Source organism: Streptomyces sp. NBC_00210 (assembly GCF_045160975.1).
Classification (GTDB): domain Bacteria; phylum Actinomycetota; class Actinomycetes; order Streptomycetales; family Streptomycetaceae; genus Streptomyces.
In genome coordinates this window covers 2261309-2285836 of the sequence record NZ_CP108120.1, presented here as the reverse complement: position 1 = coordinate 2285836, position 24528 = coordinate 2261309, and the positions used below count along the sequence as shown (strand labels likewise).

Genomic DNA, 24528 nt, shown 5'->3' with positions numbered 1-24528 from the left:
GCGGGCCGTATCCCCCGTGTACGGCCCGCACCTCGACCCTGCGCGGCGAGCGGCTCCGTGCTGCTCGCGGGTGGCGGCCGGCTCAGGCTCAGGCGGCGTGTGCGCCCGCGCCCGCCGACCCGCTGAGCGCCTCCAGGTCGCTCTTGCGTACCTTGATGACGAACAGCGCGGTCAACACGGCGAGTCCGACCAGACCCACCCCCGCCCAGAACGCCGTCGCGATGCCTTCGGCGAGCACTTGGTGCCCCCACGGCGGCGGCAGCTCGTGCGTCTTTGCGAAGGCTGCCTTCTGGGCCGGCGTCGAATCCGCCAGGAACGACGGAAGTTGACGCTTCGCCTCATCGCGGCTGGCGGTGCTGAAGAGCGTCATAAGAATCGACAGCCCCAGGGAACCACCCACCATCTGTGTGGCGTTGAGCAGACTGGAGGCGGCACCCGACTCATGCTGCGCCACGCCCGAGACTGCTGTGAGCGTCGCCGTCACGAACACCAGACCCATGCCGAATCCGAAGAGCAGCATCGGCCCCAGTACCCCGCCCAGATACGAGCTGCCCGGGTCCAGTGCGGTCAGCCACGCCATGCCGCTCCCGGTGAGCACCGCACCCGCGGCAAGGAACGGCTTGGGCCCGAGCTTCGGCAGCAACTTCGAAGAGATACCGGCGGCGGTCACGATCATCACCGTGACCGGGAGGAATGCGAGACCGGAGGCGATGGGGCTGTAGTCCAGCACGTTCTGCACGAACAGCACGATGAAGAAGAACATGCCGAACATCGCCGCGGCCAGGCTCATCATGATCAGATATGTGCCTGAACGGTTGCGGTCGGCGAACATCCGCAGCGGAGTGATCGGTTCCCGCGCCCGCCGCTCGGTCAGTACGAACGCAGTGAGAAGTACGACCGCCGCCGCGAAGGCACCAAGGGTGAGCTTGTCGGACCAGCCGTCCTCGGACGCCCGGATGAAGCCATAGACCAGGGACGCCATGCCCGCGGTCGAGGTGAGCGCGCCCGCGATGTCGAACCGGGCGGTGTGCCGCTCGGACTCGTTGATGAACACCGGCGCGAGGACAGCGATCAGAATGCCGATCGGCAGATTGACGTAGAACACCCAGCGCCAGTCCAGCCACTCGGTGAGCATGCCACCGGCGAGCAGGCCGATGGCCGCGCCACTGGCCGAGACCGCGGCGAAGATGCCGAACGCTCGGTTGCGCTCGGGGCCTTCGCGGAAGGTCGTGGTGATGAGCGCGAGCGCCGTGGGTGAGGCTATGGCGCCGCCGACGCCCTGGAGCGCACGGGCGGCGAGCATTTGCCAGGGCTCCTGCGCGACGCCGCACAGCAGCGAGGCGAAGGTGAAGAGCAGCACACCGAAGATGAACACTCTGCGGCGGCCGAGGATGTCGCCCGCCCGGCCGCCGAGCAGCAACAGCCCGCCGAAGGTGAGGGTGTAGGCGTTGACCACCCAGGACAGCTGGGTCGTGGTGAACTCAAGTGCCCCTTGGATGTGCGGGAGGGCGATATTCACAATGGTCGTGTCGAGGACCACCATGAGCTGCAGAGCGGCGATGACGGCGAGTGCGATGCCGGGGCGTCCCTGTCTGCGGGCCGCCCCTGGCTTGCTTGGAGCTGTTAACTGAGAGGTTGTCACTATGGGTCCCCCACAAGTGCGTTAGTGAACGCATCCGTTCACTGTCTTGTCCACCGTAGAGAATCCCCGTCAGTGAACGCAAGCGTTCACTGAACCTCCAGTCCCCAACGGAGAGATGAACATGGCCAATTCGCGCTGGACTGCCGCCGCAGAGGCGCCCCCGGTCTCGTTGCGCCGTCGAGGACCCGTGCTGGAACGCGCGATCCTCGAGGCCGCACTGGAGCAGTTGAGTACGGTCGGCTGGAGCGGGCTCACCATGGAGGGTGTCGCCTCCGGAGCCCAGACGGGCAAGGCCGCCGTGTACCGGCGCTGGCCGTCGAAGGAAGACCTCGTCGCCGACGCTCTGCAGTCCGGACTGCCGACGCTGGACGAAGCCGCCGACCACGGGAGCATTCGCCAGGACCTCTTCGAGCTCTGCCGACGCGTGCGGGATGCGATGTACTCGAGGGCCGGCTTTGCCATGCGTTCGGTACTTCACGAATGCGACACCACCACCGCCGAGCGGTTCCATGGTGTGATCGTGCGCGGTGTCATCGAGCCGTCGAACCGGCTCTTCCGCGAGGTGGTGTGCCGTGGCGTCACGCGTGGCGACGTACGCCCCGACATCACATCCGATCTGGTCCTCGAGGTGATTCCGGGCCTGATGATGTACCGCTCGAAGGTGTGCGGGAGCGAATGGCCCGACGAGGACATCGCCGAGATGATCGACCAGGTGATGGTGCCGCTGCTCCGCCCGCGCAGCGGCTGACTGCCGGGTACGGTCACTGATCCGAATCCGGGTGTCGCCGGCGGGGTCGGGCGGCGTAACCTTGCTGGCGCCATGCCCTACGAACCACCCACCCACACAGTCGAGCGCTCGATCAGAGCCACCACCGGCGCCAAGATCGTCGCAGGTGTCGACGAGGTCGGACGCGGTGCGTGGGCCGGTCCGGTCACGGTGTGCGCGGCGGTCACCGGACTGCGCAGGCCGCCCGCCGGACTCACGGATTCCAAGCTGATCACCCCGAAGCGCCGTACGGAGCTGGCCGGGCTGTTGGAGTCGTGGGTCACGGCGCATGCCCTGGGGCATGCCTCGCCGGAGGAGATCGATGAGCTGGGCATGACAGCGGCGCTGCGGCTGGCCGCCGTCCGCGCGCTGGATGCTCTTCCGGTCCGTCCGGACGCGGTCATCCTCGACGGCAAGCACAACTACCTGGGATCCCCTTGGCAGGTCCGTACGGTCATCAAGGGGGACCAGTCGTGCGTGGCGGTCGCGGCCGCCTCGGTGATCGCCAAGGTGCGCAGGGACGCGATGATGGGCGAGCTGCAGGGGGAGTTCGCCGACTACGGCTTCGACGCCAACGTCGGCTATCCCTCTCCCGTGCACAAGGCGGCGCTGGCACTGCTGGGGCCGACGCCCCACCACCGGCTCTCGTGGGCCTATCTCGACGCGCTGCCCCAGTGGCGGCATCTCAAGAAGGTCCGCCTCTCCGCGGAGACGGCCGAACTCGAAAGCGGGGGCCAGCTCGGCTTCGAATTCTGAACCCGCCCCCCATCAGGGCCTCGCACTTATGTGCCCACCCGCCGATGCTCGTCGCACCGGCATTTGATAGACATCCACTCATGCCTCTCATCCCCGAGGAGCCTCAGATTCACGAGAGCGCCCAGGGTCCCCGCGCCACTCCGGCCGCAGGCCGCACCGCGCCGACCCCCCGTCCCGTACCCGGCCCGCGATCCGCGGCCTCACCGCGTCCCGGACATCCGGGCCCCGGTTCCGCCCGGCCCGCGCCGCCGCGTACGCATACCTCCGCCGGGCAGTCCCAGCATTCCCGGCCGGAGAAGCCCGCAGGACCGCAGATCCAGCTGATCCCCGCCCCCGCGGACGGCGCGCTCGACGCCGCCGGCGAGGCGGTCGATCTGCTGCTCGACTCAGGCCGTGCCCCGGGCGAGGTCCTGGTGCTCACGACCGGTGAACAGCACCCCTGGGCGGCGCACGAGCTGTCCTTCGGCGATGCCGCCTACTGGGCCCAGCACGACGCCCGCGACGACGTCTTCTACGCGGACGCCGCTGCGGTTGATCAGGCCTCGGCCCGTCCCGTGGTGGTTGTCGCGATCAACGGTGGCGCCGACGACGAGGCCGCCCGCGCACTGCCGACGGCCCTGGCGAAGGCGACCGCGCTGCTGATCGTGTGCGGCGACCCCAAGAGGATCAACACCGTGCTCGGCGCGGGCATCTGAGCCACACGGGAATCACCGCCCGTCCGGCTTTCGCGGACCGTTCGGTTCTTGGGAACCGATCGGTCTTCGCGGACCGTTCGGTCCTGGCGGATCGATTCGTCTTCCTGGTCCTTCGGTCCCGGCGGACCGTAGGGCCTGCGGACCACAGGGGCCTTGCGGATCACTCGGCCCTTGGACCGCGGTCCGGTCGCGATCCGGCTGCCCAGGCCCTGGGCAGCCGGAAGGTGGCACCGTCAGCGAGCCGCCGTGCGCCGGAGCGCCTCAGTCGCGCCGCTCGCGGTGCGCAGCGGCAGCGGTTCACTGTCGGTCACGATGTCGGTGAGATCGCCGGGGGACGAAAGGGAGTTGGGCCGACGGCCGCCCCTGCCCTCGCCCAGCACCTGCCAGCCACCCCGGGTCAGCGTGATGTACGCACCACAGCGCAGCCCGTGCAGAGTGCACGCGTCCCGCAGCCCCCACATCCACGCCCCGTCCTCCTCCGTCCAACGCTCGTCGCCCTCGCGGCAGTAGAGGAGCACGGCGGTGCGTACGGGCGTGCGGCGACGCAGATCGTGCGGAATGACCCGGCGAAGATGGGCCAGCAGCACGTTGCGAAACTCCCAGCCGTCCACGGGCGCGGAGCGCCGGGCGAATGAAGCACTGGCCGTGAGTCTTTCCTCATGGTCGAGCACTGCGACGACGGCGGACGCCGGCGTCAGCCGGTGCCGGGTGTGCAGTCCGCTGACCACCTCGCGGGGGTTGCGCAGCAGCGGGATCCCCGCCGCCGCCCACTCGGCGGGCTCGAGCATTCTGGCGAGGCGGCTGGCCGAGTTGGCTGCCGTGCTGAGCGAAGTGGCTGCGGACGGGGCGAATCCGAAGGTCACGGTCCTCCCTTCGCATTCGCGCCCGCAGTGCGGGCAGGGTCGGGTGAGGGCGCACCGCAGCATGGCCCTTTCGGACCGCGAACGGGCCGCGCGGGGAGCATTCCAATTCTTGCTGCCGCGTCGGCGTGCGGCAACGAGCAATTTGGCGGCACCGGCAGGAATCGGCGGGTATGACGCTCATATCCCTGCCCTATCTCTGCCCAGTTGCACCTCCGATGCCCCCTCAAGTCATGTCTGAACCGCAAGGACCAGCGGAAACACCCCCTTGGCGCCGGACCTGCGCAGCAACCGCGCCGCCACGGCCAGAGTCCAACCGCTGTCCGAAAGGTCATCCACGAGCAGTACGGGTCCGTCGGCCGCGACCAGCGCCTCGGCCAGCCGGGGCGGCACGGCGAACGCCTCGTGCAACCCCCGTACTCGCTGGGCGCTGTTGGTGCGCGAGATCCGTGCGTCCAGCGCCTCGGGCACGTACTCGACGGTCCCGAGCAACGGCATCCGGCCGACCTCGGCGATCCGGGCACCGAGGGATCCGACCAGCTGGGGCCTGCCGTGCGAGGCGACGGTGACCACACCGGCCGGCCGCAGCGGCGCATCCGGGGCACCGGATGCCCATCCGCCAGGACCCTTCGCCCAGTCGGCAAGAACCGTCACCACAGCCTTCACCACATCGTCCGGAACCGGACCGTCCGAAGCCTGTGCCGCGAGCATCGGGCGGAGCCTGTTGCCCCAGCCGATGTCGGAGAGCCTGCCCAGTGCCCGGCCCACGAAGGGCTGCTCCGCTTCCGGGATTCGGCCCTTGAGACTGACGCCCACCGCCGCCAGCCCGGTCGGCCACATCTTTCGGGGCTCCACTTCCACACCAGGCCTGCTCAGCTCCCCGCGCGCGGCGTCCAGGGCCGCGACGGAGACCTTGTCGCTGAATCGGGCACCCGAGCAGTTGTCACAGCGCCCGCAGGGAGCCGCTTCCTCGTCGTCCAACTGCCGCCTCAGGAACTCCATCCGGCAGCCTGTCGACCGCGCGTAGTCACGCATCGCCTGCTGCTCGGTCTCCCGCTGCCGCGCGACCCACGCATAGCGCTCGGAGTCGTACGACCAGGGCTCACCCGTGGTCGTCCAACCGCCCTTCACCCGGCGCACTGCTCCGTCCACGTCGAGCACCTTGAGCATGGTCTCCAGCCGGGTGCGGCGCAGCTCGACAAGCGGCTCGAGTGCCGGCAGCGAGAGCGGCCTGCCGGCCCGCCCCAGCACATCGAGCGTGCGCCGCACCAGCTCCTCGGGCGGGAAGGCCACCGAGGCGAAGTACTGCCAGATCGCCTCGTCCTCCCGGCCCGGCAGCAGCAGTACCTCCGCGTGCTTCACGCCGCGCCCCGCACGGCCCACCTGCTGGTAGTACGCGATGGGGGACGAAGGCGAGCCCAGGTGCACGACGAATCCGAGATCGGGCTTGTCGAAGCCCATGCCGAGCGCGGACGTGGCGACCAATGCCTTGACGCGGTTGGCCAGCAGATCCTCCTCGGCCTGCTGCCGGTCGGCGTTTTCCGTGCGGCCGGTGTACGAGGCCACCGTGTGCCCGCAGTGCCGCAGATACGCGGTGACCTCCTCGGCAGCCGCGACCGTGAGGGTGTAGATGATCCCGGAGCCGGGCAGCTCGCCGAGGTGATCGGCCAGCCAGGCCAGCCGGGTCGCGGCATCGGGAAGCTGGAGCACGCTCAGGCTGAGGCTCTCCCGGTCCAGCGCGCCGCGCAGCACGAGCGCGTCCGTGCCCGCCCCTGTGCCCAGCTGCTCAGCCACATCCGCGGTGACGCGGGCATTGGCGGTCGCGGTGGTGGCGAGTACCGGCACTCCGGCCGGCAGCTCCGCCAGCATCGTGCGCAGCCGGCGGTAGTCGGGCCGGAAGTCATGGCCCCAGTCGGAGATGCAGTGCGCCTCGTCCACCACCAGAAGCCCGGTGGCGGCGGCCAGCTTGGGCAGCACCTGGTCGCGGAAGTCCGGGTTGTTGAGCCGCTCGGGGCTGACCAGCAGCACATCCACCTCGCCCGCGGCCACTTCGGCCTGGACCGTGTCCCACTCCTCCGTGTTGGAGGAGTTGATGGTCCGGGCCCGGATGCCGGCTCGCGCCGCCGCATCCACCTGGTTGCGCATGAGCGCAAGCAGGGGAGAGACGATCACGGTCGGGCCGCTGCCGCGCTCCCGCAGCAGCGAGGTCGCGACGAAATACACCGCCGACTTGCCCCAGCCGGTCCGCTGCACGACCAGCGCCCGGCGCTTGTCGGCGACGAGTGCCTCGATCGCCCGCCACTGGTCCTCGCGCAGCCGGGCGGTGCCGGTGGTGTCCGAGACGAGGCGCGCGAGGACGGAGTCGGCCGAGGCCCTGAGCTCTGCGGGATCTGCGAGGTCTGCGTTGGTCATGACCCCATGCAACCCGATGACGCCGACAATGCGCGAACGCGGCCGCCAGGCTGTGGATAACTTTATCCACAGGGGTCGCGGGGCTGGAGCCGCCGCGAGACCGTCGAGCCATGAACAAGCACCACGAACCCAGCGGTCAGGCCGACGAGCAGCAGATCACGCTGCGCGGCCCCGCCGAACTGGCCGACGCCCTCCCGTACATGATGGGCTTCCAGCCGACCGATTCCATCGTGCTCGTCGCGCTGCACGGCAGCAGCGGCCGCTTCGGCGGGCGGCTGCGGCTCGGCATCCCGCCCTCGCCGCGGGAGTGGTCGCCCGTGGCCGAACAGCTCGTCGAGTGTCTGATCGAGGGCAGCGAGCGCAGGGGCTCCCGGCCCGACGGCATTGTCGTCTTCCTCTGCCAGGATCCGGGCGAGGGCGAGACGAGCCGCCGGGTGATGGAGCGGCTGCGTCCCCTCGCGCAACGGCTGCGGACCGCCTGCGGCACCTTCGACGTGCCTGTCTACGAGGCGCTCTGCATCTCCGAAGGCCGCTTCTGGTCCTACTGCTGCCCCGATTCACGCTGCTGTCCGCCCGAAGGCAATGCGCTGGCGCTGCCGGGCACCTCGGTGATGGCCGCGGCCGCCGCCTACGCAGGCATCCAGGTGCGCGGATCCCTTCGGCAGATGGAGGGCCGGCTCGCGCCCATGACGACTCCCGCCGCGGCCGGCCAGGAGAAGGCACTGGACACCGCGGGCGCCGCGCTGGTGCCCAGGATTCTGGACGGGGTGGGACGGGAGGAGGTCGCCGCGGAAACTCTCGCGCTGGCCCGCCGACTGATGACACGCATCGCTGAGACACCGCGCTCCGGGGGCTGGGCCGAGACGGATGCCGCCGATGACCGGCTCATCACGGATGACGAAGCGGCTGCCGTGATCCTCGGTCTTCAGGACAGGGACACCCGCGACCGGGCCGCGGAATGGATGGAAGGGGCGGACGCGGATCCCGCCCTGCGTCTGTGGCAGGCGCTCGCCCGCCGCTGCGTCGGGCCCTACTGCGAGCATGCGGCCGCACCGCTCACCCTCGCCGGCTGGGTGGCCTGGTCGAGTGGTGACGAACCAGGAGCGCGGGTGGCTCTCGGCCGGGCCCTGCGCGTCGACCCCGAGTACGTCTTCGCCCGTCTGCTGCACCAGGCCTGCAACGAAGGCCTGGATCCGGAGACCCTGCGCAGTTGTCTGCGCCAGGCACGCGGCTCACGGGAGTCATCCGGGACCAGCAAGGCAGAGGGCCGCCCACATCGACCGCGTCCTCGGCGGGTCGGGCAACGGGTCGGGCCGCGCGTCGGCAGGAAGGGCCTACCGCCCGCCGGGGCGGCCCCCGCGAGTGCGCCGGCGGGCAATCGCGGCCGGGGGAGGAGCCGCAGTGGGCAACGCGGCACAAGGAGCGGACGATGACGCCCGTGACCTGGGCACCCGTGCCGCCGTTCATCGTCGTGTCGTCGTCGCACGACCCGCGCCGTCGCATTCGCAGCGGCTGTCCGGAGCGCACGGAAGGCACAGCAGACCACCCATGGCCCTCACCGCCCCCCGCCCGCCTCACCTGCCGCAGCTGGGACGCAGCTCCGGATCCGGTCCAGCGCCGTCCTGGGCCGGACGGCCGGGGGATCTGCCGCCGGTGCACAACATGCTCATCTGTGTCGCCCTCCCGCGCCTGGCGATCTCCCCCGGGCACGGCCAGCTCACGGGGACCGGGCTCGAAGGCGTCTACCAGTCCGGCCGGCGGCTGCTCTCCCGCTGCCAGTTGCGGGTCGCCGGGCGCGAACCGGTTGCGATGCAGGGCGGATTGGTCTCCGCAGACCGCGCCAGGTTCATCGGGGTGCTGCGGATGCCCGCCGGCACAGGACCCGACCCGGGAGTCTCCGTGGAGCGTTTGCGCGACGCAGACGGCACGGAACGAATCACGCTGCGCAGCTCGGTGGGGAGGGCTCTCAGGCTTCCGGTGGAGATCGCACTGGGCACCGACCTCGCGAGTCTGGGCGCGGTCGCGGCCGGGCGACCCGGTCCTGAGCTGCGTGCAAGCGTCCATGACTCGGGCATGCGCTGGTCCGCGGGCCCGGACGCCCACAGCGTCGTCACCGCGGATCCGCCGCCGAAGGACGCCCTGGCCTCCGCGGGGATACTGCGCTGGGACCTTGAGCTCGCACCCGGCGCCTCCCGCACCATCGAGCTGCGCGTCCGCTCCAAGCGCCCGGCCCGGTCGTCCGGCCGGACGGGCAGTCGACCCTTCTCCGAAGCGTGGGCGGAGGGGGACGACCCCCGGCTGCAGGCGCTGTTCGCTGCCAGCCTGGGCGACCTCAAGGCGCTGCTGTTGCGAGACCCCGGAGGATCCGCGGACGTATACCTGGCCGCGGGCGTCCCCTGGCGCTGTGGGCCTGCCCCTGCTGAGGCACTGTGGGCCGCGAGGATGGCGCTCCCGCTCTCCACCCGGCTCGCCGCGGCCACCCTGCGCACGGTGGCCCGCACCCAACTGCTGGGTCCAGGGCCGGACTTCGGGCGCATCCCCGGCCCGCTGAGGGACGCGGGTCCGCATCTCCCGCCGCGTTGTACGGGCGTGGAGGCGACACTCGCCTTCCCGGCGGTCCTCGCGGAGGCATGGCGCTGGGGGTTGCCGGAGCGGGAGCTGGCGGGGCTGCTGCCGGTCGCGGAGCGCTGTCTGCTGTGGCTGCGGCGAGCCGCGGGCGCACAGGGAATCCTGTCCGAGCCGGGCCCGTCCGGAGTGCAGTGCGCCGAGACGCAGGCACATGCCCATCGGGCGGCGCTGCTGGGTGCCGATCTGCTGGAGGCGTCCGGCCGTCCCGGAGCCGACGTCTCGCGTGAGTGGGCGGGAGCGCTGCGGGGGCGCTTCCGGGAGCGCTTCTGGATCGACGACGGGACCGGCGGCCGTCCCGCGTTGGCGCGGCTGGCCGACGGCCGGCCCCTGCCTCATCTGGGGGCCGGCGCCGCACATCTCCTCGACACGGGACTGCTCGGCGGGGGACAGCTCGCCCAAGGTCTGCTGGACAAGGTGCAGACCGGACAGCTGGCCGTGCTGCTCGGTGGCCCCACAGTGGACTCCGGCTGGGGACTGCGCAGCCTGGGGACGAAGGAGCGTGGACACAACCCGTACGGCCACCGCGCCGGAGCCGTACGGGTGCACGACACGGTCGTCGCCGTTGCGGGGCTGGCCGGCGCCGGATACGAAACGGAAGCAGTGCCCCTGCTGCGTGGCATCCTCGACGCTGCCGAGGCATTCAGGTACCGGTTGCCCGAGATGTACGCCGGGGAGCAGCGCACGGCGGGAAGCGTGCCTGTGCCGCACCCCGCCGCGTGCCGGCCGGCGGCCCTGCCCGCGGCGGCCGGCATCCACCTTCTGGCGACCCTCGCCGGGATCCGCCCCGACACGCCCGCGGGAACGGTCGCGCTGCATCCCGTGCGCTGCGCTCCCTTCGGTGCCGTACAGCTGTCCGGGCTGTGCGTCGCCGGGGAGCCGTTCGCCGTGCGGATCAGCAGGCTCGGCCTCGGGATGGTCGAGGAGGCCGCCGACGGCCTTCAGTTGGGGGTGTGAGCCGGGGCCCTGGGCGGGGCGGGGAAGCCGATGAAGAAAGAGTCGCCGCAGGTGGCGAAGGGAGTGTTTATCGTCAGGCAGACGACTATGATCACGGCATGTCTCCCTACGACCCGTCGGCCTATCCGCCCTTTGCTGTCACCGTCGACCTGGTCGTGCTCACCGTGCGTCGGCATGCGCTCTGTGCGTTGGTGGTACGCCGCGGAGAGCCGCCGTTCCAGGGCCGGTGGGCCCTGCCAGGCGGGTTCGTCAGGGGCGACGAGGATCTGGCGGCGGCGGCAGCGCGCGAGCTCGCCGAGGAGACCGGGCTGTGTGCGCACGACCCCGCGTCCCCGGCGCCTGGCAACGGCGCGCATCTCGAGCAGCTTGCCACCTACGGAGACCCCAAGCGGGATCCGCGAATGCGGGTCGTCAGCGTCGCGCACCTCGTGCTCGCACCCGACCTCCCCGCCCCCCGGGCGGGCGGGGATGCCAATAGTGCGCGCTGGGCCCCGGTCGAGGATCTCCTGGGCCAGGAGAACGGGTTCGGCCGCGAGGGCGAGCAGGCCGCCCCGCTCGCCTTCGACCATGCGCGCATCCTGGCCGACGGGGTGGAGCGGGCCCGCTCCAAGATCGAGTACTCGTCGCTGGCCACGGCCTTCTGCCCGCCCGAGTTCACGGTCGGCGAGCTGCGCCGGGTGTACGAGGCGGTATGGGGCGTCGCGCTCGACCCGCGGAACTTCCACCGGAAGGTGACCGGCACCCCGGGGTTCCTGGTGCCCGCGGGCGGGACCACGACCCGTCAGGGGGGCCGTCCTGCACAGCTGTTCCGCGCGGGTGGTGCCACCCTGCTGAACCCTCCGATGCTGCGTCCGGAAGTCTGACCGCGGCTTGATCAAGAGCCCTGTCAGAGCTCGGCCAAGAGCTTGATCGAGAGCTCGGCCAATTGCCCGATCACGAGCTTGACCGAGAGCTCGATCGGGGGCTGACACCCGGGGCCGGCCCGCTGCGCAAAAAGTCCTAAATGTCGCGTTATCTTGCTGCAGTATCCGCAGTCTCCGCGTCTTGCTGCGGTATCCGCCCTGCCGCCGAGCGGTCTCACCTTCCGCGAGAGAAGCGATGCTCCAGGCCATCGGACTGACCAGCACCCGCCGCCGAAACCTCCCGCCGGCCGTCGACGATCTCACCTTCGAGGCCCCGTCCGGCAGCGTCACGGCCCTCCTCGGCTGCGCCGGCTCCGGAAAGACGACGGCTCTGCGTCTGATGCTCGGACTCGAATCCGGCCGGGGCGTCACCTACTTCCGCGGAAACCCTCTCCACCGCATCGCCCACCCCGCCCGCGAGGTCGGAGTGCTCCTCGGCGACGTACCGGGCCATCCGGCGCGGACCGCCCGGGGGCAGCTCCGTATGCTCTGCGCCGCGACAGGGGCGCCCGCCTCCCGCGCGGACGAGGTGCTCGAAGTCGTCGGCCTTGCCGGTCTCGGTGGCCGGCGTCTCGGCACGCTCTCCCTCGGGATGGACCGCCGACTCGGGCTCGCCTCCGCCCTGCTCGGCGACCCCCAGGCGCTGATCCTCGACGAGCCCGCGAAGGGGCTCTCGCCCCGCGAGAACAGCTGGCTGTACGGGCTGCTGCGCGCCCACGCGGCGCGCGGTGGCACGGTCCTGTGCACCACCGGCGACCCCAAGGAGGCTGCCCGGCTCGCCGATCGCGTCGTCACCCTCGACGCGGGACGCCTCGTCGCCGACCAGGACGCCGCCGCCTTCTCCCGTACCAGGCTCCGCCCCCGCGTGGCCGTTCGTACCCCGCACGCCGCGCGGCTGGCCGTCGTCGTCGCCCGTGAGGCGCGCGCCGCCCAGCGCTCGGTCGAGGTTGTCACCGAGACGAGCAACCTCCTCTCCGTCTACGGCAGCAGCTGCGCCGAGATCGGCGAAACCGCCTTCCGGCACGGCGTACTCGTCCATCGGCTGGCCGACGAAGTCGGCGACACCGGCCCTGCGCCCGGTCCCCTGCGGGACCAGCCCGCATCCAAGCCCGCCCCTCTGCGGCCCGTGTCCAAGCCCGCCCCTCTGCGGCCCGTGTCCGAGCCCGCCCCTCTGCGGCCCGTGTCCGAGCCCGCGTCCGGGCAGCAGCCCCTGTCCGCATCCGCCCCCCAGCAGGAGTGGCCCGCATCCGCGCCGGCCCCCCAGCAATCCGCCCCCGACGAAACCCACCCCGCCCGTCCGGTTCCGCGCGCCGACCAGCGACCCGACTCACTTCCGCCGCCACCGCGCCCCGTACGCAGCCCCCTGCGCCCCCTGCGCTACGAACTTTGCCGTCTTCTCGGAGTCCCCACCGTCCTGCTCGTCGCAGCCGCCGTGCTCGTCGCCTCCGCCGCCCTCTGCGTGCTCCTGGCCCGTACCGACGACACCCCGCTGCCCACCCTGCTCGTCGCCTGGCCCGAGTTCCTTCCGCTGCCGCCCGCGGCCTTCGGCGCCGGACTGCTCGGAGCGCTCAGCTTCGGCGAGGAGTTCCGCTACCCCGCGCTCGCCGCCGCCCGTGGCACCGTGCCCCGCCGCCTGGGTCTTCTCCTCGCCAAACTGGCGGTGACCGCCGCCGCAGCCCTGCTGCTGGCGCTCCTCGTAGCGGTGGCCGACGTCCAGGCCCTTCGGCTTGTGTACGGGAGCCATTCGACGACCGTCCCCGACAACTGGCCGGCTCTGGCGGCCCGTTGGGCCGGCCTCTCCGTGGGCTGCGCCTGGGCCGGACTGCTCGCCGCCGGCGTCTTCAGGGTCACTGCCGCCGGCGTGGCAGCGGTACTCGCCGTACCGGTTCTCATCGTCCCCCTCGTACAGAAGGGGCTCGTCGCGCCGTCCGTTCGATCGATCGCGGGCCTCCCGGGCAGGCTGCGCGAGCAGACCTGGGTGCAGTTCCCGCGGCAGGCGGACGACTTGCTCATGGCCGCGGTCCATGTCCTCGCCCAACCTGTCGGTGCGGCGCTTACGTTGTCATTGTCGGTCCTGATCTGCGCATATCTGGTCACGAGCCTTCGGCGCAGCGCTCGTTGGTGATCATGATCGGCCGGGACGCGGTGAACCGCTGACAACTCCGTTGAGTGCGCCCGTTTCTTTCCGATAAGGCGTCAATTGCGGGGCGGGCGCCGATCACCCTTTCGTGTGCTTTTCACCAAAGACCTCAAGGGCCGCCGGAGCCAGGCCGACAAAGGATGCGTGAGTACCCTTGCGCACACCATGATGACCGCCGCCCGCCCCGCCGACTCCGGCCTCGTCGGCCCGGGCGAACTCGACCGATACCCCTACGCGGAGTCGCCCGGCGCCGACCGCGTCGGGCCCAGCCCGTGGGACGGCTCCGACCCCGAGTTGGGCCGGGTCGGCCGCCGCGCGACAGGAAGCCGGGGCCGCGGACTGCACGGCCAACTCGTCCAGCAGCTTGGCCAGATGATCGTCTCCGGAGACCTCGGCGCCGACCGTCCGCTCGTGCCCGAGGAGATCGGCCAGCGCTTCGAGGTCTCCCGCACCGTCGTGCGTGAGTCGCTCCGCGTCCTCGAGGCCAAGGGCCTGGTCAGCGCCCGCCCCAACGTCGGCACCCGGGTCCGTCCGGTCAGCGACTGGAACCTGCTCGACCCCGACATCATCGAATGGCGTGCCTTCGGTCCGCAGCGGGACGACCAGCGCCGGGAGCTGAGTGAGCTCCGCTGGACCATCGAGCCCCTCGCTGCCCGCCTTGCCGCAGGTCACGGCCGTGAGGACGTCCAGCAGCGGCTCGGCGACATGGTCGAGATCATGAACCACGCGCTCGCTCAGAGTGACGGGATCACCTTCTCCCGTGCGGACGCGGAGTTCCACACGCTGCTGATCCAGCTCGCGGGCAACCGCATGCTGGAGCACCTCTCGGGGATCGTCGCCGCGGCCCTCCAGGTCTCCGGCGGCCCGGTCACCGGCTGTGACCGCCCTACCGAGGTCTCCCTGGCCCACCACGCGCGGATCGCCGACGCCCTCGCCGCCGGCGACTCGCACGCCGCCGAGTCGGCCATGCGTCAACTGCTCACTGTCCACCCGGAGGTGGAGCGAGTCGTGCCCGCGCCGCGCGAGCACTGACCGCCGGGCGCGGTGGGGAGTACGGAGGCGTACGCATCGTGTGTCGCCGGATTCCACGGGGGTCCGGCGGCACGATTATGTGGTGAACGCCCCCATATTGCCGTTTCGTCGCAAACGGGGTGTGACTCGGGCCACGTGGATTGGGCGTAACACTCCTCGAAACAGCGCGATGACCTAAGAGGTGACAGCCGAGGAGGGAATACAGCCGCCACTCAGGGCGCTGTGCAAGTCCGAGGTTCAGCCCGCGCCACCGGCACATCCGCAGCCGGCTGGTCGTCGGCTCCGGCCCGATCACGGGCGGGGCCGGAAGCCGTTTCCATCGTTCCGAGAGGTTGTTCGTGTCGGCCAGCACATCCCGTACGCTCCCGCCGGAGATCGCCGAGTCCGAGTCTGTGATGGCGCTCATCGAGCGGGGAAAGGCTGATGGGCAGATCGCCGGCGATGACGTGCGTCGGGCCTTCGAGGCTGACCAGATTCCGCCAACCCAGTGGAAGAATGTTCTGCGCAGCCTCAACCAGATCCTCGAGGAAGAGGGTGTGACGCTGATGGTCAGTGCCGCGGAGTCGCCGAAGCGCGCCCGCAAGAGCGTCGCTGCGAAGAGCCCGGCAAAGCGCACCGCCACCAAGACCGTCGCGGCCAAGACCGCCACGGCGAAGACCGTCGCGGCCACCGCGGCGCCGACGGCCGAGACCGTCGACGTCCCGGCCGACGAGGTCTCGGAGACCGCGCCTGCCAAGAAGGCGGCCGCCAAGAAGACGGCGGCCAAGAAGACGGCGGCCAAGAAGACCGCCGCCAAGAAGACCGTGGCCAAGAAGACCGCGGGCAAGAAGGACGCCGACGAGGCCGCCGAGGGCGAAGAGCTGCTCGACGAGGTCCAGCCCGGCGCCAAGGGTGACGAGGAAGAGGCCGAGGGCGAGAGCAAGGGCTTCGTACTCTCCGACGACGACGAGGACGACGCGCCCGCTCAGCAGGTCGCCGTTGCCGGCGCCACCGCCGACCCGGTCAAGGACTACCTCAAGCAGATCGGCAAGGTTCCCCTCCTCAACGCAGAGCAGGAGGTCGAACTCGCCAAGCGCATCGAGGCCGGCCTGTTCGCCGAGGACAAGCTGGCGAACTCCGACAAGCTGGCGCCGAAGCTCAAGCGCGAGCTGGAGATCATCGCCGAGGACGGCCGCCGGGCCAAGAACCACCTGCTGGAGGCCAACCTCCGGCTGGTCGTCTCGCTGGCCAAGCGCTACACCGGCCGCGGCATGCTCTTCCTGGACCTGATCCAGGAAGGCAACCTCGGTCTGATCCGCGCGGTCGAGAAGTTCGACTACACCAAGGGCTACAAGTTCTCCACGTACGCCACCTGGTGGATCCGTCAGGCGATCACCCGCGCCATGGCCGACCAGGCCCGCACCATCCGTATCCCGGTGCACATGGTCGAGGTCATCAACAAGCTCGCGCGCGTGCAGCGCCAGATGCTCCAGGACCTGGGCCGCGAGCCCACCCCGGAGGAGCTGGCCAAGGAGCTCGACATGACCCCTGAGAAGGTCATCGAGGTCCAGAAGTATGGTCGTGAGCCGATCTCGCTGCACACCCCCCTCGGCGAGGACGGCGACAGCGAGTTCGGTGACCTGATCGAGGACTCCGAGGCGGTCGTGCCGGCTGACGCGGTCAGCTTCACGCTTCTGCAGGAGCAGCTGCACTCGGTGCTCGACACCCTGTCCGAGCGTGAGGCGGGCGTGGTCTCCATGCGCTTCGGTCTCACCGACGGCCAGCCGAAGACCCTGGACGAGATCGGCAAGGTCTACGGCGTGACGCGTGAGCGCATTCGTCAGATCGAGTCCAAGACCATGTCCAAGCTGCGCCACCCGTCGCGTTCCCAGGTGCTGCGCGACTACCTGGACTAGGTCCAACCCCTACCGACGCCCCTGACCTGCGAACCTTGCGGGTCGGGGGCGTTTCTGTTGCCTGCACAGCGCTCCTAGTCCAGATATTTCATTCGGTGGGAGTACCCTCGGGCGGCATGAACGGCCAATCGGACATACGTGCGCTTCTGGGCTCCTGGACTCTTCACCTGGCCGCCGAGCGAAAGAGCGCCCAGACGCTCAAGACCTATGGCGACGGCGTCCGTGCCTTCCTGCGCTGGTGCGAGGCGACCGGCACTGCACCCACCCTCGACCGGCCTACGGTGAACGCCTTCGTATCTGCACTGCTGGACAGCGGGGCCGAGCCCGCGACGGTCAGGTCACGCCAGCTCGCCGTCCGTCGGTTCTCGGCATGGCTGGCCGAGGAGGGCGAGACCGACAACGATGAACTGGTCGGTCTCAAGCCGCCGAAGCTGGATGTGAAGGTGATCAACGAACTGGGCGACGACCAGCTCCGGGCTCTGATCAAGGCGTGCGGCGGGAGGGAGTTCCGCGACCGGCGGGACGAGGCGCTCGTCCGGCTCATGATCGAGACCGGGGCCCGTGCCGGAGAGGTCGTGGCGATGGCTGTGGCCGACGTGGATCTGAGGGCGGGCGCCGCGGTCATCCGCAAGGGCAAGGGCGGCAAGGGGCGCACGGTGCCCTTCGGCGCGCAGACCGGCCGCGCCATCGACCGGTACCTCAGGCTCCGGCGGTCGCACCAGCTCGCCGACACGCCCGCGCTCTGGCTCGGCGACCGGGGGAAGGGCTTCAGCTACGACGGCCTGTACGTCGCCCTGAAGGGCCGGGCGGAGCTGGCTGGTATCGATGGCTTCCACCCCCACCGGATGCGCCACACTGCGGCGTCCAGATGGCTGGCGGCCGGTGGCAGCGAGGGCGGGCTGATGGCCGTTGCCGGATGGACGCGGCGGGACATGCTGGACAGGTACACGCGGGCATCGTCGGAGCGTCGTGCAGCGGAAGAGGCCCGACGGCTCAATCTGGGGGATCTGTGAGAGGTAGCTTAATCCGCCGGTCCCGCGGCTGCCGGACGACTGCATCCCTGTAGGCGTCCCGGATCCTGGCGTACCGCACCGGGATGTCCGCGCCGCACTTCTTGTTGCACAGGAACCGCATGGGCTCGTTCGCAACCATCCGATAGGGCATGTCCCGCCTGCCCGATGACCCTGACGCCGGGACCATCCAAATAGGAACCCGTTCTGTTCCGTAGGCGTCGCCAAGAGTCCGTTCGCATTTCCTGCAAAGGAATCGCACCGTGACCCGGCGATCACGGCTGAACATCTTGCGGGCTGATCGCCCGAAGTCCCACACCACGAGCGCAATGCTACAGTTGCGCGGAAATCCTTCATCGCCGCACAGGCGACTGGACCGGAGAGGGACTCCAGCAGAAACCCTCCCATGCGCCCGCCCCTCAAATGGGGACGGTGGAGCGCTGGGAGAAGAATGCCCGACCCTCTGACCGAGCGCACCGGCCTGAATGCCGGGCAGCGCCGGCTCCGCGCCCAGATCGCAGCAGACACCCTCTGGTCCAAGACCGAAGATCCCTCTGCCCACACAGCGCCTGCCAGGGCTGCCTTCAACGACCGCTTCGAGCGTGAGGTCGACCCGGACGGCAGCCTGACCTCCGCCGAGCGCGCCCGCCGCGCCGAGTACGCACGCAAGGCGTACTTCGCCCGGCTCGCCCTGAAGTCCTCTCAGGCCCGCGCCGCCAAGACCGCTGCCCGCCGCACCGCCAAGGGCGGAGGTAGCGAAGATGCTGCATAACAGCACCGGAGGCGCCGCCCACGGCCAGGGCAACGGCTCCGCAATGATCATCAACCAGGCGTCGGTTTCGATCCTCACCAGGATAACGCCGATGGCTGCCGCCATCAGCTGCGCCGCCGAGCGTGGCTGGCGGGTGATCCCTGCGCGGCGGGGAAGCAAGCACCCGATCCCCACCGCATGGCAGGACCGCGCCACTACCGACGTCGCCACCATCGCGCGTTGGTGGACGCAGCGCCCCGACGCCAACGTCTGCATCGTCACTGGGCAGGCGTCGAACCTTTGGGTTTTGGACATCGACGACAAGAACGGGGCCGGTGGATCGACCACCCTCGCCGACCTGGAGCGCCGGTACGGAGAACTCCCGCTGACGTACGCCGTAGGCACCGGGAGTGGTGGCGTCCACTACTACTGGACCTGGCAGGGCGTCGACTTCGACCTCGGCAACTCCGCTGGCAAGCTCGGCCCCGGCCTGGACACTCGGGGCAACGGGGGTCAGGTTGTCGCACCCCCGTCAAGGGCCGACGACCCCGCTCACACCATGGCGTATGTCGTGCTCGATCCTCGGCTGCCTGTCGCTGCGCCGGCGTGGCTCCTCGGCCTGCTGCGGCCCGCGCCGAGGCCGGTGGCGTCACCGCCGTCGTCCGGCTGGCCCACGGGCGTGGCCGGCATCCTCGGATGGCTCGCCAGGGTGCAGCCCGGCAACCAGGACCCCGCGCTGTGCTGGGCGGTCCGGGCGCTCAAGGACGACGGTCTGAGCCCGCAGGATGTCGGCGACCAGCTGCGGCCGGTCGTCTTTGCCTGGCCCTGCTCGCGGGAGCCGTGGACCGAACGCGACATCGAGCGGCATCTGCGCTCTGCATACCGGGGGGTGGCCGGATGAGTACCCCTGACGAATTCATGGGCAGTGGCGCGTCCGAAGCGGCACCCGACCTGTGCGCGCACGATCAGCTGAAGGGGAAGTGCGTGCGTCCGGGCTGCCCGGACGGCGTCGGTACCGCTCCGGCCGCCGAGAAGGTGAGTGCGCTCATCCTCCCCAACGAGTTCTGGGAGGCCCGCAAGATCCTCGGACTGATCCGGCAGGCGGCCCACGCACGGATGTGCTCGGCGGACGCGGTGCTGCTCGCCCTGCTCGCCCGCGTGTCGGGCATGGTGCCGCCCGAGGCCCGCGCGGATGCCGGTCTCGGACAGGCGTCCTTGAACCTCTTCGCCGCGCTGGCTGGCCAGCCCGGCACAGGCAAGTCGGTCTCGCACCGGGCCGCGCAGGACCTGCTGCCCGCGCCGGTGAGGCTCGGTGACTGGTGGCCCGACGGTGCGCCGCTTGGGTCCGGCGAGGGGCTGGCCGAGCTGTTCATGGGGACGGAGAAGCGGCCGACCGGCGAGACTAACAAGGACGGCACGCCGAAGATGTCCGCTCAGCACGTGCAGGTGCGTCACAACGCCTGCGTCTACGCCGACGAGGGCGACGCCCTCGCCAAGATGCTGGAGCGGTCCGGGGCCACCGTGGGCGAGACCCTGCGGCGGGCCGCGATGGGCGAGACGCTCGGCCAGTCCAACGGATCGAGGGACACCACCCGGATCGTGAAGCGCGGCAGCTACAGCCTCGGCCTGGTTATCGGCTTCCAGCCCGACACCGCGCTGCCTCTGCTGAACGACGCGGCTGCCGGGACTCCGCAGCGATTCCTGTGGGTGTGGGCGAGCGACCCGAACATCCCGGAGGAGCCGGTCGTATGTCCGGGCCCTCTGGACATCGCCTTCGACGGGACACTCGACCGCTACGGGCCCGTCACGTTTCCCGACAGCGTCAAGGCGGAGCTGCGGGCCGAAAGGCTGGCGGTACACCGGGGGGTGGCCACGGTCGCATCGCTGGACGCCCACGGACAGCTGTCCCGCATCAAGATCGCCACGCTGCTCGCCCGTCTCGATGGCCGGTTCGAGGCCACCAGCGAGGAGGACTGGGAGCTGGCCGGGATGGTGTGGCAGACCTCCTGCGCCGTCCGCGACCACCTGCTCGCCCTTGGCCGCATGCGGGCGAAGGAGCAGCGCATGGAGCGGCTGGAGCAGCACGGCGAGCGCGAGGTGTACGTCGCGGCGCGGAAGGCCCAGGCCGATACGGAGCGCGTGGCCAGGGTGATCCACCGGGCCGTCTACCGCTCGGGGGGCAAGCGACTCAGCCGGGCCGCCGCGCGGAGAGCGGTGCAGGGGAAGGACCGGGCCTCGTACGGCGACGCGGTCGAGCATGCGGTCGAGCGGGGGTGGCTTGCGGCAGACGGCGACCAGCACCTCGCCCTCGGCCACGCGGCGGTGCCCTCATGATCGCCCAGGGGTGGAGGGGTGGAGTCTCCACCCCCGCTCCCTCTCTTCCTATCTATGAAAGTCCTCATAGAGAAGAGAAGAGAAGCAGGTCAGAGAGTTTCTTGATCGTTGCGAGGGACGGAAATTCCGAGAGGTGGGGTGGAGATCTCCACCATCTCCACCGCGTCGGGCTCAACGCGCACCAGCTCGGGAAGCTGCTCGCGCCGTACGAGATCCGGCCGAAGCAGATCCGGTTCTCCGACCAGACGAAGGTCCGCGGGTACCTCACTCTCCGCTGCCATGAATGGAAGGTCCCCATGGGCCGCAGGAAGCCACACAAGCCTCGCCGTGCGAGGCCCGACCGCCCTCAGCTTGCCGCGATGGCCGACGCCTACCGCTGCTCGGACTGCCACAGCGAGACGCGCTTCTCGTACGACGAGAAGCGCGGCATCGACCGCATCGACGTCTTCCACGACTCCAGGTGCCCGGCGTCGACGGGAGCGACCTCGACGCTGTCCGACACCATCCGGGCGGTGCAGGCCGCGGGGGGCGGTCCCGCGCTGGTCGTCCCCACCGCGCTCGGCCGCGACGACGCCGACAGGGCACAGTGAACCTTGACGCCGAGGAATCGGCCCGCGAGGCGGTCGAGGCGGCCGAGGAGCGGCAGGCCCGCGAGCTCGATACGCGCCCATCTGGCGCCCTTCCAGTACTGCATCGGTAATCACTCACCGACCGCTCAGTGCTGGCAGGTCCTGATTGTCCCAGTACCTTGACCTTGCGACCCCATCGCGGCCGACGAGGTACCCCCACTCGCCGCCTAATTTCCTGCCCTCGACGCCCTCTGCCTGGCGCGGTGCCACCCCACACCCCATCTGGCCCCTGTGCCGCCGCCTCATGCCGTGAGTGATGTGTGCATAGCCAACATCAACAACGCAAAGAGAATCGAAGTCATCGAGTTATCGAACTAGTCGAAAGAGATCACGGGGACTCATGAGCGATCTTGTGGACCTGGTACATGTACCCGACGTCAACGTGGCTCTCGCCGATGTCCTCGGCGGCCACCGAGCGCGTGGTCTGGCCCGAGTTCAGGGGACGCGCGGGTAATCCCCAAGCCCCCTGGCCAAATAGGGGGGAGGGGGTGCACGTAGCGATCAAGAGGCCGCGGACGACCCCAGAGTCGTCCCCTTCTCTCTCTAATGTGAAATCGCGCTAGTTGATCTTTGAGGCGGCCACCTTACGGATAACGAGGGAGCTGAGCGAGGACGGCCGCTCCAAGTTGCGGATCCTCCGCTTCGCCCGCCAGTAGAGCTCGCAGCGCGGCCCGATCAGTTACGCCATCAGCGACCTTCGCACTGCGTCGACCAGCGATGTCGCACGCACATCGTTGGGGCCCCCGATGATGTGGTTCATCGCGTAGCCGAAGGCGATGCCGTGCTCCGGGTCGGCGAAGCCAAGCGAGCCGCCTCGACCGGTGTGGCCAAAGGAGTGGGGTCCCGCGATGGGGTTGGTCTCGGTGGGCAGCATGTATCCGGAGCTGAACCGGCTCGGCAGCACCATCACCTGGTCCGCCCCGCTGGCCTGCTCCTTGGTCGCCGACGCGAGGGTTTCCGGGGTGAGTATGCGCACGCCGTCCACGTCGCCGATCAGCGCGGCATACATGCGGGCCAGTCCGCGCGCGGTGCCGACGCCGTTGGAAGCCGGGAGTTCCGCAGCCTGTACCTCGGGCGCGTTGAAGTCGATGTCGGCCGGGTCGGTGACCGAGAATGCCCTGTTGCTGAATGAGTTCGGGTCGAGCATGGCGGCGACCAGTTCGCGGAGCTCCTCGGGGATCGACTCCGGAGGTGCGGTGGCGAAATCGACGTCCGGCTGCTGGTACACCATCTGGCTGACCCGGTCGCGCTCACTCGCTGGCAATCCGATGAAGAAATCCAGCCCCAGTGGCGCGGCGATCTCGTCGGCGAAGAAGCGGCCCGGCGTGCGGCCGGACACTCGGCGGATCACCTCGCCCACTAGCCAGCCATAGGTCCGGCCGTGATACCCGTGGGCGGTGTCTGGAGCCCACAGTGGGCGTCGAGCGGCAAGTGCAGCAACCATCGGCTGCCAGGCCAGCGCCTCGTCCAACGGCACCGGTTGGTCCAGGGTGACCAAGCCGGCCTGGTGGGACAACAGCCAGCGCACTGGGATTTCCGCCTTGCCGTTCGCGGCGAACTGCGGCCAGTACTTGGCCACCGGCGCGTCCAAGTCCAGCGCGCCACGCTGGGCCAGCAGATGCGATGCGGTCGCGGTCGCCCCCTTGGTAGCCGAGTAGACCAGTTGCAGCGTGTCCCGCGCCCACGGACGACCAGTGTCAGGGACGGCGCCCCCCCCCCACAGGTCCACCACCGGCCGGCCATCCAGGTATACGCACACCGCCGCGCCGATGTCCCCGTGCCGGGCGAAGTTCGCCGCGAACGCTTCGCGCACCGGTTCGAACTCGGTCGCGACCTCACCGTCGATCGTCGCCATGCCGCCCATCCTGGCAATTTGACGCCTGCACCCGGTGACGGCCTCGGCGTCATTCAGGGCCCCATCCCTTCTGGCCGCGCCCCTGTGTCGTGTGGGTGAGCCATCGCTGGCTCGCAGAGGCGTCCGGCTGAGCTGGTGCTCCCACTCGCCAGATGTCAGAAGGGACCCTCCTGTCCGAGAGGGCCGCTTCGCCCGTCGTACTCGACCGTCTAACCTGCCGAGCATGATTCGTGCGGGGCGGTCATCGCGCAGGGACGGGACTACCGGGAGGCGTTCCAGGAGTTCCGGCCTGGGTTCGACCTGACCGAGGAGCGGGAGAAGCGCGCGGCTGCCGGGCATCCGGAATGGTTCGGCGAGGGTGACCTGTACCCGGACGTCCGGCCGACGCTGGCAGCCTTGCGCGAGGCAGGGCTGTGGGTGGGCATAGCCGGGAATCAGACGGTGCGAGCCGGCGAACTGCTGCGCGGGCTGGACCTGCCGTCCGACCTGATCGCCACCAGCGACTATTGGGGGGCGTCGAAGCCGGATGTGGCCTTCTTCGAGCCTGTCATCGAGGCGACGCCTGCCGAGCCGGGTGAGATTCTGTACGTCGGTGACCGGCTCCACAACGACATCCGCCCGGGCGTGCAGGCGGGACTGCTGACAGCCTTGATCCGGCGTGGGCCTTGGGGCACGATCCAGCAGCGTGATCCGGACGCCGATGCCATCACGACGATGCGAATCGACTCGCTCGCGGAGCTGCCGGAGAAGATCGCCAAGTTCAACGCTGGAGAGCGCTGACCGTCGTACCCCAGTCGTAGAGCCGGTTGTCGAGGTCGCGGACGCACCGCTCGTTCTGCCAGGGGGCGAGCGTCCGCCGGACCTCGCGGATGCGGTCCATGCCCGTGGCGTACCAGGTGATGGAGAGCTGGTCGAGTGCCTGGGTCGCGTACCGCCCCTCGATCTGAAGCACCAGAGCTCCACCGGTCCGCCGTCCGAACCGGATCTTTCTCCGGCGGAGTCTGTCCCGGATCTCCAATTGCGCCAGCACCGCGTCCAGCTGCTGTCCCCCCGTACTCCCCGTCTCCGCACTGCGCCAGCCGTGCGGTATGACGTCGAACCTGAGAGGAGCAATAGAGACGCAAGTCACATGGTTTGTAGGGAGTTTGACGACCCGTTCGTCAGACGATAAAGCAGCAACTGGCCGAGGCCGTGGGGGGCGTCCGCTGTGGCCGGAGCCCGCTCCATCCCGTAGAATCCGCTGTCTGCATTCCGGAGATGCTGGAGC

19 protein-coding genes and 2 pseudogenes are annotated in these 24528 nt (G+C 70.0%); 15 read left to right on the top strand and 6 right to left on the bottom strand.

Features of this window, described 5'->3' with window-relative positions:
* Positions 1–88: 88 nt before the first annotated feature.
* Positions 89–1642 carry an MFS transporter gene (locus tag OG729_RS10240; protein ID WP_360870082.1) on the bottom strand — a complete coding sequence of 518 codons (1554 nt, stop codon included), beginning with the start codon at positions 1640–1642 and terminating at the stop codon, positions 89–91.
* A 121-nt stretch (positions 1643–1763) separates the two neighbouring features.
* Here OG729_RS10240 and OG729_RS10235 point away from each other — a divergent pair, with 121 nt between their 5' ends.
* From OG729_RS10235 to OG729_RS10225, 3 genes are all read left to right on the top strand, one after another.
* Positions 1764–2390: a TetR/AcrR family transcriptional regulator gene (locus OG729_RS10235; protein ID WP_360870085.1), complete on the top strand. Its 627-nt coding sequence runs from the start codon at positions 1764–1766 to the stop codon at positions 2388–2390.
* A gap of 72 nt (positions 2391–2462) precedes the next feature.
* Entirely contained in the window at positions 2463–3164 is a 702-nt protein-coding gene (locus OG729_RS10230) for a ribonuclease HII (RefSeq protein WP_405805661.1), read from the top strand.
* Between the two features lie 80 nt (positions 3165–3244).
* Positions 3245–3859: a hypothetical protein gene (locus OG729_RS10225; RefSeq protein WP_405805660.1), complete on the top strand. Its 615-nt coding sequence runs from the start codon at positions 3245–3247 to the stop codon at positions 3857–3859.
* Between the two features lie 233 nt (positions 3860–4092).
* Here the strand turns inward: OG729_RS10225 and OG729_RS10220 are convergent, their stop codons facing one another.
* On the bottom strand, positions 4093–4722 hold the full coding sequence (locus OG729_RS10220; RefSeq protein WP_405805659.1) for a hypothetical protein: 630 nt from the start codon (positions 4720–4722) through the stop codon (positions 4093–4095).
* A gap of 228 nt (positions 4723–4950) precedes the next feature.
* The gene (locus tag OG729_RS10215) at positions 4951–7131 is read right to left on the bottom strand and encodes a RecQ family ATP-dependent DNA helicase (RefSeq protein ID WP_405805658.1); all 2181 of its coding nucleotides are present in this window, start codon (positions 7129–7131) and stop codon (positions 4951–4953) included.
* Between the two features lie 110 nt (positions 7132–7241).
* On the opposite strand from OG729_RS10215, the gene OG729_RS10210 reads away from it, so the two are divergent.
* The 10 genes from OG729_RS10210 (at position 7242) to OG729_RS10165 (ending at position 20777) form a co-directional block, all read left to right on the top strand.
* A complete protein-coding gene (locus OG729_RS10210; RefSeq protein ID WP_405805656.1) occupies positions 7242–8564 on the top strand; it encodes a DUF4192 domain-containing protein in 1323 nt (440 codons plus the stop codon).
* 115 nt (positions 8565–8679) lie between these two features.
* Positions 8680–10713 carry a glycogen debranching N-terminal domain-containing protein gene (locus OG729_RS10205; protein ID WP_405805655.1) on the top strand — a complete coding sequence of 678 codons (2034 nt, stop codon included), beginning with the start codon at positions 8680–8682 and terminating at the stop codon, positions 10711–10713.
* A gap of 98 nt (positions 10714–10811) precedes the next feature.
* The gene (locus tag OG729_RS10200; protein WP_360870103.1) at positions 10812–11576 is read left to right on the top strand and encodes an NUDIX domain-containing protein; all 765 of its coding nucleotides are present in this window, start codon (positions 10812–10814) and stop codon (positions 11574–11576) included.
* Between the two features lie 235 nt (positions 11577–11811).
* Positions 11812–13740, top strand: coding sequence for an ATP-binding cassette domain-containing protein (locus OG729_RS10195; RefSeq protein WP_405805653.1), 1929 nt, complete (start codon positions 11812–11814; stop codon positions 13738–13740).
* A 159-nt stretch (positions 13741–13899) separates the two neighbouring features.
* Positions 13900–14787, top strand: coding sequence for a FadR/GntR family transcriptional regulator (locus OG729_RS10190; RefSeq protein ID WP_404727552.1), 888 nt, complete (start codon positions 13900–13902; stop codon positions 14785–14787).
* A 338-nt stretch (positions 14788–15125) separates the two neighbouring features.
* On the top strand, positions 15126–16682 hold the full coding sequence (locus tag OG729_RS10185; RefSeq protein WP_360870111.1) for an RNA polymerase sigma factor: 1557 nt from the start codon (positions 15126–15128) through the stop codon (positions 16680–16682).
* A 116-nt stretch (positions 16683–16798) separates the two neighbouring features.
* Positions 16799–17695 carry a tyrosine-type recombinase/integrase gene (locus tag OG729_RS10180; protein WP_405805651.1) on the top strand — a complete coding sequence of 299 codons (897 nt, stop codon included), beginning with the start codon at positions 16799–16801 and terminating at the stop codon, positions 17693–17695.
* 448 nt (positions 17696–18143) lie between these two features.
* Positions 18144–18464 carry a hypothetical protein gene (locus OG729_RS10175; protein ID WP_405805649.1) on the top strand — a complete coding sequence of 107 codons (321 nt, stop codon included), beginning with the start codon at positions 18144–18146 and terminating at the stop codon, positions 18462–18464.
* A complete protein-coding gene (locus OG729_RS10170; protein WP_405805648.1) occupies positions 18454–19344 on the top strand; it encodes a bifunctional DNA primase/polymerase in 891 nt (296 codons plus the stop codon). The genes OG729_RS10175 and OG729_RS10170 overlap by 11 nt, the downstream gene beginning before the upstream one ends.
* Positions 19341–20777: a hypothetical protein gene (locus OG729_RS10165; RefSeq protein WP_405805646.1), complete on the top strand. Its 1437-nt coding sequence runs from the start codon at positions 19341–19343 to the stop codon at positions 20775–20777. The genes OG729_RS10170 and OG729_RS10165 overlap by 4 nt, the downstream gene beginning before the upstream one ends.
* Before the next feature lie 89 nt (positions 20778–20866).
* Here the strand turns inward: OG729_RS10165 and OG729_RS10160 are convergent, their stop codons facing one another.
* Complete coding sequence (locus OG729_RS10160) at positions 20867–21058, bottom strand: hypothetical protein (RefSeq protein ID WP_405805644.1); 192 nt, start codon at positions 21056–21058, stop codon at positions 20867–20869.
* Between the two features lie 78 nt (positions 21059–21136).
* On the opposite strand from OG729_RS10160, the gene OG729_RS10155 reads away from it, so the two are divergent.
* Positions 21137–21367, top strand: coding sequence for a hypothetical protein (locus OG729_RS10155; RefSeq protein ID WP_405805642.1), 231 nt, complete (start codon positions 21137–21139; stop codon positions 21365–21367).
* Positions 21368–22085: 718 nt separating this feature from the next.
* Here the strand turns inward: OG729_RS10155 and OG729_RS10150 are convergent.
* Positions 22086–23261 carry a serine hydrolase domain-containing protein gene (locus OG729_RS10150; protein ID WP_405805641.1) on the bottom strand — a complete coding sequence of 392 codons (1176 nt, stop codon included), beginning with the start codon at positions 23259–23261 and terminating at the stop codon, positions 22086–22088.
* A gap of 234 nt (positions 23262–23495) precedes the next feature.
* Here OG729_RS10150 and OG729_RS10145 point away from each other — a divergent pair.
* Positions 23496–24041: pseudogene (locus tag OG729_RS10145) on the top strand (HAD family hydrolase); the annotation flags it as partial.
* Here OG729_RS10145 and OG729_RS10140 read toward each other — a convergent pair.
* Positions 24022–24195: pseudogene (locus OG729_RS10140) on the bottom strand (transcriptional regulator); the annotation flags it as partial. The pseudogenes OG729_RS10145 and OG729_RS10140 sit on opposite strands and share 20 nt — an antisense overlap.
* Positions 24196–24528: the final 333 nt, after the last annotated feature.